This is a genomic window from Streptomyces bohaiensis, from assembly GCF_012033785.1.
In the GTDB taxonomy this organism is placed as follows: Bacteria; Actinomycetota; Actinomycetes; order Streptomycetales; family Streptomycetaceae; genus Streptomyces; species Streptomyces bohaiensis.
This window is the reverse complement of sequence record NZ_JAAVJC010000037.1, coordinates 1-13,369: the sequence shown is the minus strand read 5'-3', so window position 1 is coordinate 13,369 and position 13,369 is coordinate 1. Positions and strand designations below refer to the sequence as shown.

General features: G+C 77.3%; 2 protein-coding genes. One reads left to right on the top strand and one right to left on the bottom strand.

All coding sequences use genetic code 11. The features are described from left to right. Positions 1-63: 63 nt before the first annotated feature. The gene (locus HCN52_RS07320; RefSeq protein ID WP_168087548.1) at positions 64-1,062 is read right to left on the bottom strand and encodes an FkbO/Hyg5 family chorismatase; all 999 of its coding nucleotides are present in this window, start codon (positions 1,060-1,062) and stop codon (positions 64-66) included. A gap of 269 nt (positions 1,063-1,331) precedes the next feature. Between HCN52_RS07320 and HCN52_RS07315 the strand changes: the two genes are divergently transcribed. Then, on the top strand, positions 1,332-13,369 hold a 12,038-nt coding region (locus HCN52_RS07315; protein WP_168087547.1), incomplete at its 3' end, for a type I polyketide synthase.

The window sequence follows — 13,369 nt, the reverse complement described above, 5'->3', positions numbered from 1 at the left end:
GGCCGTACCCCGGCTCCGCCCCGCCGCCCGGCGACCGCACCGCACGCGGCCGGTGCCGCGGTCTCAGGCCGCCAGGCCCTCTATCTCCACCAGCAGGTCCCGGCGGCACACGTCCGCCTGGAGGTACACCGCGGCGCACGACGGCGGCAGCAGCCGGGAGCAGACCGCCTGGACGGCGGGGATGTCCTCGGCGTGCCGGACGTAGACCTTGACCCGCCGCAGGTCCTCCAGCCCGAACCCCTCCCCGATGCCGTAGCGCGCCAGGTTCGGCGCGCCGATGAGGAGTTCGATGTTCTCCAACGTGGTCCGGGCCTGCGCGCGAACGTCGCCGACATGGACCGTCTCGTGGCCGATGATGCTCGCCGTCCCCGACACGTACGCGGTGCCCCGGCCGCCCGCCCCCGGTGGGGGCACGTAGGTGGCGCGCGAGAAGTTCGGGGAGCGGGGGCCGTAGCGCGGCGGATAGCGGTACGCCGGGATCTGCCGGGGGTTCTCCACGTTGACCGGTTCCACCGTGCGCGCCGCGATCATCGCGAAGCCGATGCCGCCGCCCCGCACCCCGATGACGGTCGTCGCCGGCATGCCGTGGAGCATGCCGAGCTGTTCCAGGGCGTGGCTGCGGCCCACACAGAAGTCGCGGTAGATCTCCTGCCCCTGGCTCGTCACTCCGTTGATGTCGCCGATGTAGTTCCACACCCGCACCAGTCGGGGGTAGCCGAGCCGGGCCAGCAGGGTGAACACGTCCTCGTAGAACCGGTGCGTGGCGTCGGCGTACGCGCCGCCCTCCTCGATCCTCCCGGTGCAGAACACGAACTCGCGGCAGGCCGCGTAGCGGATGCCCGCGTACTCGCCGCGCAGCACCGGCTCACCCGCGGTCCACGTCTCGGTCGCCGACTCGCCGTGCGGGCCGACCTCCACCGTCAGTTCGGTCGGGGCGTCACCGGACCGGGGGTCCGGCGCGGTGAGATAGGTGAGCGACCCGAGCCGGGGCGCGTCCCCGGCCGCCGAGGAGGGCAGGATGCGGCTGCTCAGTACAGGAATCGGCTGCACCGACGACGTCATGGGGGCTCCCCGGCTGCGGTGTGGGCGGCTACCGCAGCCGAGGCTAGGAGCGGCCGTGCGCGGGCGCAGTGAGGTGGTTCCAGCACCGGCCCATCTGCCGGTAACGCGCACCCGCCGCCGCCGGCGGATTGCCGGGTGATGGCCGGGCGGTGGCCTTCTTCCCCTGCAAGGACGGCTCACGCCGTTCCTACCGTGGCGGGAGGACCGCGAGCGCCACCGCGACCGTGTGCCGCCTCGGATGATCCGGCCGAGCGAACGAGGTATGACGCATGCTCCAGACCGAGCTGATCCGGCCCCTCCACGAACTGCTGCGGGATCACGCCGCGGCGAGGCCGGGCCGGATCGCCTACCGCGACGCCCGGCGCGCGGTCACCTACGCCGAGCTGGAGACGCGGACCGCCCGCGTCGCCGGCGCGCTGGCCGCCGAGGTCGGCGTCGCGCCCGGTGACCGCGTGGTGCTCTGCCTCGGCAACGGGGTCCCCATGATCGAGTCCTACCTCGCCGTGGCGCGGGCCGCTGCCATCGGCGTACCCGTCAACCCGGCCTCCACCGACGGTGAGATGGCCTACCTGCTGACCGACAGCGACGCCGTCGCCGTCATCACCGACGCCGCCCATCTGGAGCAGATCGCCCGGGTCGCCCCCGGGTCGCTGCGGGTCGTCGTCGCCGAGGGCGACGACGCCCCGCAGCAGCGGCCGCAGCAGGAGGTCTGGGAGCTGGAGGCGTTCGCCGAGGACCGGGACGCACCCGCCCCCCGCGACTGCCTGGAGCTCGACGACCCCGCGTTCATGCTCTACACCTCCGGTACCACCGGGCGGCCCAAGGGCGTCCTCTCCTCGGTGCGCAACTCCCTGTGGACCATCGCCGCCTGCTACGCGCCGATCCTCGGACTCAGCGGGGACGACACCGTGCTGTGGCCGCTGCCCCTGCACCACTGCCTGGGTCACCACCTCGGCACCCTCGGGGTCACCGCCGTCGGAGCGAGCGCCTACCTGACGAGCGGGTTCGCCGCCGAGGAGGTCCTGGACGAACTCCGCGACGGCGACTACACGTTCCTCGCGGGCGTGCCCGCCATGTACCAGCAGCTCCTGCGCGCCGCGGAGCGGGAGTCCGGTCTCGGCGCCGGCCTGCGGCTGTGCCTGACCGCCGGCTCCGTCGGCAGTGCCGGGTTGCGGCAGGAGTTCGAGGAACGGTTCGGTGTGCCGCTGCTCGACAGCTACGGCACCACCGAGACCTGCGGGCCGATCACCACCAACTGGCCCACGGGGACCCGTGTCCCCGGCTCCTGCGGTCTGGCGCTGCCCGGGCTCGACGTACGGCTGGTGCACCCCCGCACGGGACGCGAGGCCGCCCCCGGCGAGGCGGGAGAGGTGTGGGTGCGCGGCCCGAACGTGATGGCCGGCTACCACAACCGGCCCGAGGCCACCGCCGAGGTGCTGACCGACGGCTGGTACCGCACGGGCGACCTCGCCCGCCGTGACGCCTCCGGGTACCTCACCATGGCCGGACGGCTCTCCGAACTCATCGTGCGCGGTGGGCAGAACGTCTACCCGGCCGAGATCGACGAGGTGCTGCGGTCCTTTCCCGGACTCGCCGACGCGGCGGCCGGGCCGGGCACCGACGACCTCCTCGACGAGGTGCCTATCGCCTACGTCGTACCGACCCAGGGCCTGACCCGGACCCAGCACCCGGCCCCGACGCCGATCCCGAGCCCGGGCGGTGGCGCGGAGCACTCGGACCGGGCCGCCCCCGGGGCGGACGGCGACGCCGTCCTGCGCCACTGCCGCGAACACCTGTCCGCCTACAAGGTGCCCGCCGAAGTGCGGGCCGTGGACACCATCCCCCGCACGGCGTCGGGCAAGGTCGCCCGGCACCTCCTGGCCGGGCTCCCCTCCCGGCTGCTCGCCGTCTCGGCCACCGCCGCCCCGGCCGTGACCGCGGCCCCCGCAGCGGTGGACGCCGCCCGCGCCGACGCCCTGCGCGCCCGGCTGCTGCCGCTCTCCCGCGACGACCGGCAGACGCTCCTGGTGGAGCTGGTCCGCGACGAGACCGCCCGCGTCCTGGACACCTCGCCCGACGCCATCGGTTCCGGCCGCCCCTTCCGGGAGCTGGGGCTGACCTCCGTGAGCGCCGTGCGGCTGCGCGACGCGCTCGTCGAACGTGCCGGCCGCCCGCTGCGCGCCACCGTCGTCTTCGACCACCCGACCCCCGCCGCGCTCGCCCGGATGCTCGGCGCCGCCGTCCTCGGGACCGACGCGGACACCGGCGGGCGTCCCCGGGCCCGGAGCACGGCGGGCGCCCGCCCGGCGGACGACCCCGTGGCCGTCGTCGCCATGGGCTGCCGCTACCCGGGCGGCGTCGGGACCCCCGAGGAACTGTGGCGTCTGGTGCGCGACGGCGTCGACGCCACCGGCGACTTCCCGGAGGACCGCGACTGGGACCTCGCGGACCTGTACGACCCCGACCCCGACCGCGCCGGCCACTCCACCACCCGCCGGGGCGGGTTCCTCACCGGCGCCACCGAGTTCGACCCGGACCTGTTCGGCATCTCGCCGCGCGAGGCGCTGGCCATGGATCCCCAGCAGCGACTGCTCCTCGAACTCTCCTGGGAGACCCTGGAGCGCGCCGGCATCGCCCCCGACTCCCTCCGCGGCGAACCGGTCGGCGTCTTCACCGGCCTGATGCGCCACGAGTACGGAGCGGCGCTCGACCCCCTCCCGCCGGAACTCGAGGGCTACCTCGACCTGGGCAGACTCGGCAGCGTCGCCTCCGGCCGCATCGCGTACAGCCTCGGGCTCCGCGGCCCCGCCCTGACCGTCGACACCGCCTGCTCCTCCTCGCTCGTCGCCCTCCACCTCGCTGTCGCGTCGCTGCGTGCGGGGGAGTGCCGGATGGCCCTCGCCGGCGCCGCCACCGTCCTGGCGACCCCGCAGCTGTTCGTCGAGTTCTCCCGGCAGCGGGCACTGTCCCCCGACGGCCGCTGCCGTGCGTTCTCCGACGACGCGGACGGCACCGGCTGGGCCGAGGGGGCGGGCGTCCTGCTGCTCGAGAGGCTCTCCGACGCCCGGCGCCTGGGGCACCCCGTGCTCGCCGTCGTCCGCGGCACGGCCGTCAACTCCGACGGCGCCTCCAACGGGTTCACCGCCCCCAGCGGGCAGGCCCAGCGGGACGTCATCCGCCTCGCGCTCGCCGACGCCCGCCTCACGCCCGACGCGGTCGACGCCGTGGAGGCCCACGGGACCGGAACCCGCCTCGGCGACCCCATCGAGGCCCACGCCCTCGCCGAGACCTACGGCGCCCACCGGGACGGGGCGCGAGCGCCGCTGTGGCTGGGCTCCCTGAAGTCCAACATCGGGCACACCCAGGCCGCCGCCGGGGTCGGCGGGGTCATCAAGACCGTCATGGCGCTGCGCAACGAGCTGCTGCCGCCCACCCTCCACGCGGAGCGGCCCTCCTCCCACGTGGACTGGGACGGCTCCGGGCTCACCCTGCTGACCGAGGCCCGCCCCTGGCCGGCGGGGACGGGGCGGCGCCGCCGCGCCGGTGTTTCCGCGTTCGGCATCAGCGGGACCAACGCGCACGTGGTGCTGGAGGAGGCGCCCGAGGTGCCGGCGGCGCCCCCGGCCACGGCGACGGACGCGACCGCCCCGACCGCCGACGACGCGCCCGACGACAACGACGGGGCAGCCTCCGCCGCGCCCCTGGTCCTCTCCGCCCGCACCGAGGAGGCGCTGCGGGAACAGGCCCGCCGCCTCACCGCGCCCCTCGCCGCGCACGGGCCCCGCGACACCGGCTGGTCCCTCGCCACCACCCGGGCCGCCCTCGACACCCGGGCCGCCGTCGTCGCCGGGCCGGGGTCCGACCCCGCCGAGGCGCTGGCCGCACTCGCCGACGGGGCCGGGCACCCCGCCCTCGCCACCGGGACCGCCGCCGACACCGGCGCCGTCGCCTTCGTCTTCCCCGGCCAGGGGTCGCAGTGGGGCGCGATGGCCACCCGACTCCTGAAGGAGTCGCGGGTCTTCCGCCGCTCCCTGCGGGAGTGCGCGGAGGCGCTCGACCCCCACCTGGACTTCCGGCTCCTCGACGTCCTGCGGGAGGACCCGGGCGCGCCCCCGTTGGAGCGGGCCGAAGTCGTCCAGCCCGTGCTGTTCGCGGTGATGGTCGCCCTCGCCCGGACCTGGGAGTCGCTCGGCGTCCGCCCCGGCGCCGTCGTCGGCCACTCCCAGGGCGAGCTCGCCGCCGTCCACGTCGCGGGCGGTCTCGACCTGCCCGACGCCGCCCGGGTCGTCGCGCTGCGCAGCCGCACGCTGCGCGAGGCCGCCGGACTCGGGGGCATGGCCTCCGTCCCGCTGCCCGCCGCCGAGGTGGAGAACGACCTCGGCGACCGGCTCGCCGTCGCCGCCGTCAACGGGCCCCGCAGCACCGTCGTCTCCGGCGACCTCGCGGCGCTGGAGCAGCTGCTGGCGGACTACGAGCGCGCGGGGGTGCGCGCCCGGCGCATCCCCGTCGACTACGCCTCCCACGGCCCCCACATGGACCCGCTGCGGGAGCGGATCCTGGAGGTCGCCGAGACCGTGGTGCCGCGCTCCTGCGGCACCACGCGCTTCTACTCCACGGTGACGGGTACGGTCGCCGACCCCTCCCGCCTCCCGGCCTCCTACTGGTTCGAGAACCTGCGCCGGCCGGTCCGCTTCCAGCAGGCCGTCGAGGCGCTGCTCGCCGACGGCCACCGGGTCCTCGTCGAGGCCAGCCCGCATCCGGTGCTGGCGGTCGGCCTCGCCGAGATCCTCGAACAGGCCGGCACCGACGCCCTGGTCACCGGCTCGCTGCGCCGCGACAGCGGCGGCAGCGACGAACTGCTGCGGGCCGCCGCCCGGCTCTGGGTGCGCGGAGTGCCCGTCGACTGGCCCGCCGCGTACGACGGCACCGGGGCCCGCACCGTCGACCTCCCCACCTACCCGTTCCGGCGGCGCCGGTTCTGGCTCCCGCGCGGCGCGGGCGCCGGCGACCTCGCCGCCGTCGGCCTCCACCGCGGCGCCCATCCGCTGCTGGGCGCCGCCGTCGACCTGCCCGGCGAGAGCGGCGGACCGGGCGGCACGGTGCTCACCGCCCGGCTCGGCGCCGACTCCGCGCCCTGGCTCGCGGACCACGCCGTCCGCGGCGACGTCCTGCTGCCCGGCGCGGCGCTGCTGGAGATCGCCGCGCACGCCGCCGCGCGAGCCGGCTGCGAGCGCGTCGCCGAGCTGACCCTGACCGCGCCCGCCGTGCTCGGGGACGACGACCTCGTCCTGCGCGTCGTCGTGGGGACGGCGGACGCGGACGGCGCCCGGACGCTGACCGTCCACACCCGACCGGCGGACGGCGCCGACGGTGACGGGGGAGCGGACGGCCGGTCCGCCTGGACCGCGCACGCCACCGGAACGCTGACCGGGGGCGCGGCCCCCGCGCCCCCGGCCCCCGCCTGGCCGCCCACCGCGACGCCGGCCGGCGCACCCGGCGGACGCGGTGTACCCGACGGATCGTCCCCGACCTTCGAGCCCGTCGACCTCGACGGGATCTACGACCGACTCGCCGACCAGGGATACGAGTACGGGCCCGGCTTCCAGGGACTGCGCGCGCTGTGGCGCGCCGCGGGCGGTGGGCCGGCCGAACTCCTCGCCGAGGTCCGGCTGCCCGAGGCCATCCCCGCCGCCGACTTCCTCCTCCACCCGGCGCTGCTCGACGCCGCCTTCCAGAGTGTCGCCGCCGGCGGCGTCGTCGCCGGCGAGGACGGAGCGCCGCCGCTGCCGTTCGCCTTCGATGGCGTCACCCTGCGGCGCACCGCCGCCCGGACGCTGCGGGTGCGGGTGCGGCCGCTGGCCGCCGACACCGTGGAGATCACCGCCTGGGACACCTCCGGAGCGCTCGTCGCCGCCGTCGACCGGCTCACCCTGCGGGCCCGTCCCCCGGTCGCCGCCGGCGCCCGCCCCCTCCTTCGGACGCGATGGCAGCCGCTGGACGACGCACTCCGGGGCGGCGACCGCCCCGCGCCGCGCTGCGCCGCGGTCGGCGCCGCACCCGCAGGCGAGGGCCACGCGAGGTACGACCGGCTCGACGAGGCGGTCCGGGCCGGAGCGGAGGTGGTGTTCGCCGCCCTGCCCGAGCCGCCGGAGGCGCGTGCCGACGGTCCCTCCGCCTCCCGCGCCGAGGACGCACTGCGGCAGGCCCTGGCCCTGGCACAGGAGTGGCTGGCCCTCCCCGGGGACACCGCCCGTCTCGTGCTCACCACCCGGAGCCCCGACGCCGTCGCCGATCCGGTGACCGCGCCGGCCTGGGGTGTGTTCCGCAGCGCGGGGACCGAGAACCCCGGACGGTTCGCACTGCTGGCCACCGACGGCGCCGGCATCCCGTGGACCGAGGTGACCGCCGCCCTCGCCCGGGAAGAGACCGAACTCGCCGTCCTCGACGGGGTGCTGCACGGAGCACGGCTCGTCCCGGAGGACCCGGCGCCGCTCGCGCCGCCCACCGGGGACGGCGTCCCCTGGCGGCTGACCGCCGCCGGCTCCGGCTCGCTCGACGACCTCACCGCCGTCCCCGCACCCCAGGAGTCCCGGGAGCCGGGCCCCGGCGAGGTGCGCCTCGCGATCCGGGCCGCCGGCGTCAACTTCCGCGACGTGCTGCTCACCCTGGGCATGGTCCGGGTCGCCGACGACGTCCTCGGCGGCGAGGCCGCGGGCGTGGTCCTCGAGACCGGCCCCGACGTCACCGGACTCGCGCCCGGGGACCGGGTCTTCGGCGTGGTCGACGGCGCCTTCGGAACCACGGCCGTCGCCGACGCACGCATGCTCGCCCGCGTACCCCGGGGGTGGACCTTCGCCGAGGCCGCAGCGGTGCCGATCGCCCATCTCACCGCCTGGTACGGCCTGTTCGACATCGCCTCCCTCGCCCCCGGCGACCGGGTGCTCATCCACGCCGCCGCCGGAGGTGTCGGCTCCGCCGCCGTCGCCCTGGCACGGCACCACGGCGCCGAGGTCTTCGCGACGGCCTCGCCGGGCAAACACGACCGGCTGCGGGCCATGGGCATCGCGGACGACCACATCGCGGACTCCCGCGACCTCGGCTTCGAGGCGCACGTGCGGGCGGCGACCGGCGGCGGGGGCGTCGACGTCGTCCTCAACTCGCTGGCCGGGGAGTTCACCGACGCCTCGCTGCGACTGCTGCGGGACGGCGGCCGGTTCGTCGAGATGGGCAAGACCGACATCCGCGCCGCGGACGAGGTGGCTGAACGGTGTCCCGGCATCACCTACCGGGCGTTCGACCTGCTGGAGGACGCCGGACCGGAGCGGGTCGGCGTCATGCTCCGGGAGATCGCCGACCTCCTCGCCGACGGCGTCCTGCCCCGCACCCCCCACCACGCCCGTGACGTCCGCGAGGCCCCCGACGCCTTCCGGCGGATGGCCGCCGCCCGCCACACCGGCAAACTCGTCCTGACGGTGCCCCGCCCGCTCGACCCCGGCGGCACCGTCCTGGTCACCGGCGGCACCGGCACCCTGGGCCGCCTCGTCGCCCGCCACCTGGTCCAGACCCACGGCGTCCGCCGTCTCCTGCTGGCCGGCCGCAGCGGACCGGCCGCCGAGGGCGCCGCCCAGCTGTGCGACGACCTCGCCGCCCTCGGCGCCCACGTCGAGGTGGCCGCCTGCGACATCGCCGACCGCGGCGCCCTCGCCGCGCTGCTGGCAGCGGTGCCGGGGGACCATCCGCTCACCGGCGTGTTCCACGCCGCCGGAGTCCTCGACGACGCCACCGTCGAGAACGCCGATCCCGCCCGCGTCCCGGCCGTCTTCGCGCCCAAGGCGGACGCAGCCTGGCACCTGCACGACCTGACCCGCGGTCTGGACCTGGCCGCCTTCGTGCTGTTCTCCTCCGTCGCGGGAGTCCTCGGCGGTGCCGGACAGGCCGTCTACGCCGGAGCCAACGCCGCGCTCGACGGCCTCGCCACCCACCGCCACGCCCTCGGCCTGCCCGCCGTCTCCGTGGCCTGGGGCATGTGGGCCCCCGCCAGCGGCATGACCGGCCACCTCGGCCGCGCCGACCGCGAACGACTCGCCCGGGGCGGAATCGCCCCCATGGCACCCGCCCACGCCCTCGGCCTGCTGGACGCCGCCCTCGCCGGCACCCGGCCCGCCGTCACCGGAGCCGCCTTCGACCTGCGGTCCGTCGACCGGGTGCCCCCGCTGCTGTCGGTCCTCGCGGCCGCCTCGCCGCGCTCCCGCCGTCGGGGTGCGGCGCCCGCCGGGCCGTCGACCGCACGCGCGCTGTCCGCGCTCACCGGGGAGGAGCGGAGCGCCGCCGCGCTGCGCCTCGTGCGCGGCGAAGCCGCCGCGGTCCTCGGCCACGGCTCCCCGCACGCAGTCCCCGCCGACCGGGCCTTCTCCGACCAGGGGTTCGACTCGCTGACCGCCGTGGAACTCCGCAACCGGCTGCGCGCCGCCACGGGTCTCGCCCTGCCCACCACCGTCGTCTTCGCCCACCCGACGCCGTCCGCGCTCGCCGCGCATCTGCTGCGCGCCCTCGGCGACGAGGCCGCGAGCGGCGCGCCGGGCCCGAAGGGCGCGGACCCCGCGCCGGCGGCCGAGCACGGCGAAACCCCCGACACGCCCCCCGACGCGGCCGCGGACACCGACGCGGCCGCGGACACCGGCGGGGACGCGGAGACCGGCGGGGACGAGGAACTGATCGCCGTCGTCGGCATGGCCTGCCGGTTCCCCGGCGGCGCCGACAGCCCCGAGGAGCTGTGGCGGCTCGTCGACGCCGAACGCGACGTCGTCGGCCCCTTCCCCACCGACCGGGGATGGGACCTGGCGGGACTGTACGACCCCGACCCCGATCGCACCGGGACCGCTTACGTCCGCGAAGGCGGGTTCCTCCACGACGCGGGCGACTTCGACGCGGCCTTCTTCGGGATCTCCCCACGGGAGGCCCTCGCCATGGACCCCCAGCAGCGGCTGCTGCTGGAGACCGCGTGGCAGACCTTCGAGGACGCCGGCATCGACCCCCACACGCTGCGCGGCGACGCCGTCGCCGTCTACGCCGGGCAGATCCACCACGACTACATCGGGCGGCTGGACGCCGTGCCCGGCGAACTCGAGGGCTACCTCGGCCACGGCACGGCCGGCAGCGTGGCCTCCGGACGCATCGCCTACACCTTCGGCCTGGAAGGGCCCGCCGTCACCGTCGACACCGCCTGCTCGTCCTCGCTGGTCGCCCTCCACCTCGCCGTGCGCGCCCTGCGGTCCGGGGAGTGCACCATGGCGCTGGCCGGCGGGGTCTCGGTGATGGCCGCTCCCACGCCGTTCGTCGAGTTCTCCCGGCAGCGCGGGCTCGCCCCGGACGGTCGCTGCAAGCCGTTCGCCGCCGCCGCCGACGGCACCGGCTGGTCCGAGGGCGTCGGCCTGCTGCTCGTCGAACGGCTCTCCGACGCGCGCCGCAACGGCCACCGCGTTCTGGCCGTCGTCCGCGGCACCGCCGTCAACCAGGACGGCGCCTCCAACGGGCTGACCGCGCCCAGCGGCCCCGCCCAGGAGCGCGTCATCCGGGCAGCGCTCGCCGACGGCCGCGTCAGCCCCGCCGGGGTGCAGCTCGTCGAGGCGCACGGCACCGGAACCCGGCTCGGCGACCCCATCGAGGCCCAGGCCCTCCTCTCCGTCTACGGCCGGGAACGCGCCGCCGAACCGCTGTGGTTGGGCTCCGTGAAGTCCAACCTCGGGCACGCCCAGGCCGCCGGAGGTGTCGCCGGCGCCATCAAGGTCATCCAGGCGCTGCGGCACGGCAGGATGCCGCGCACCCTGCACGTCGACCGGCCCACCGAACACGCCGACTGGGACGGTGGGGTGCGGCTGCTCACCGAGGCGCGGGACTGGCCCCGGGAGGACGGCCCCCGGCGCGGCGCCGTCTCCTCCTTCGGCGTCAGCGGGACCAACGCCCACGTGGTGCTGGAGGAGGCGCCCGCCGAGCCCGCCGTCGTGGCCGCGCCCGCGCCCGCGGCGCGGCTGGTGCCGCTGCTGCTGTCCGCCCGGGACACGGGAGCGCTGCGGACGCAGGCAGCGCTGCTCGCCGGCCGGCTCGGGAGCGGCCCCGCGCCCGCGGTCGCCGACGTCGCGCGCGAACTCCTCCTCCGTCGCGCCTCCCTGGAGCACCGCGCCGTCGTCCTGGCCGCGGGCGACGGGGCCGGTGAGTCCGACCGCGCCGCCGTACTCGCCGAGCTGACCGCCCTCGCCGACGGCCGCCCCTCGCCCACGACGACCACCGGCACCGTGCGTCCCGGGGCCCGCACCGTGTTCGTCTTCCCCGGACAGGGCGCCCAGTGGCCTGGCATGGCACGGCAGTTGGCCGCGGAAAGCCCCGTCTTCGCGCAGCGCCTGGCCGCGTGCGGCCGGGCCCTCGCCCCGTACACCGACTGGGAGCTCGACGACGTCGTGCACGGTCGGCCGGGGGCGCCCGACCCGGACCGGGTGGACGTCCTCCAGCCCACGCTCTTCGCCGTCATGGTCTCCCTCGCGGCGCTCTGGCAGGAACTCGGCGTCCGGCCGGACGCCGTACTCGGCCACTCCCAGGGCGAGATCGCCGCCGCGTGCGTGGCGGGCGCCCTCACCCTGGACGACGCCGCCCGCGTGGTCGCGCTGCGCAGCCGCGCCCTGACCGCCCTCGCCGGCACGGGCGGCATGCTCTCCGTGCAGGTCTCCGCCGAGGAGGCCGCCGCGCGGCTCGCCGGCCACGGCGACCGGGCCGCCGTCGCGGCGGTCAACGGGCCCCGCTCCGTGGTCCTCGCCGGAGAACCCGGCACCCTCGACACGCTCGCCGAGGAGTTCGCCGCCGACGGTGCCCGCGTCAAGCGCGTCCCCGTGGACTACGCCTCCCACACCCGCGCCGTCGAGGACATCCGCGCCGCCGTCGAGCGCGACCTCGCGCCCGTCGTCGGGCGCGCCCCGCACCTCCCGATGCTGTCCGCGCTGACCGGCGCCTGGGTCGAGGACGGCGGGCTCGACGGCGACTACTGGTACGCCGCCCTGCGCGGCGCGGTCGACTTCCGGTCCGCCACCGAGACCCTCCTCGCCGACGGCCCCGTCACCTTCGTCGAGATCAGCCCGCACCCCGTCCTGCTCCCCGCCGTGGGCGAGACCGCCGACAGCGCCGCGGGCGAAGCCGTCCTGATCCCCACGCTGCGTCGCGACGACGGCGGCTGGGACCGGTTCCTGGCCGCCGTCGCCCAGGCCCACGCGGCGGGCGTGCCCGCGGACTGGACCGCCGTCCTGGGCACCGGGCCCGGGCCCCGCGTCGAGCTGGACCCCTATCCGTTCCAGCGCCGCCGCTACTGGGCCGAGCAGCCCACCGCCGCCCCCGCAGCCCTGGCCGAAGCTCCCGGCGACGACCGGCAGCGGGACTTCTGGGAGCACGTCCGCGACGGCGACGCCGACGGGCTGGCGGCACGCCTCGGGCTGGCCGCCGACGCCGCCGCGCTCACCGCGCTGCGCGACCTGCTGCCCGCCCTGGACTCCTGGCGCGCCTCCGGCGAGGAGGCCGCGCGCGCGGACGCGTTGCGCTACCGCACCGAGTGGCGCCCCGTCGCGGGCACGCCCCGCCCCGTGGTCTCGCTGGGCGGCCGCTGGCTGCTCGCGGTGCCACAGACCCCGGGCGGCGTCGCCCCCGCCGTGCGCGCGCTGCTGACCGGAAGCGGCGCCGACGTCGTCGAGGTGGCCGTCCCGGCGGACGCGCCGCCGCACGAGCTCGCCGCACGGCTGGGCAGGGCGGCGGAGGACGTCGACGGCGTCCTGTCGCTGCTCGCGCTCCCGGCGGACGCCGGCCCCGCGGACGACCCCGCCGGCGCTCCCGGCGACGACCGCGACGACGGCGGCGACGCCCTGACCGCGACCCTCCGCCTGCTCCAGGCCCTCGGCGAGGACGGCCGACCGCACCCGCCCGTCTGGCTCGTCACCCGGGGCGCCGTGACCGTCGCCCCCGGCGAGACGCTGCCCCACCCCGGACAGGCCGCCCTCTGGGGGCTCGCCCGGGTCGTCGCCGCCGAGCTGCCCGACGCGCACGGCGGAGTCATCGACCTGCCCGCCGCCCGCCGCACGCCGGACGGCTCGGCGCCGGGCGTCCTGGACGACGAGACGGGCCGCCGGCTCCTGGCCGTGCTCGCGGGGCACACCGGCGAGGACGAGATCGCCCTGCGGCCCGACCGCTCCTGGACCCGCCGGCTGCGCCACGCCCCGCCGACCGGCGCCCCGCGCCGCGCCTGGCGCCCGGCGGGCACCGCCCTGGTCACCGG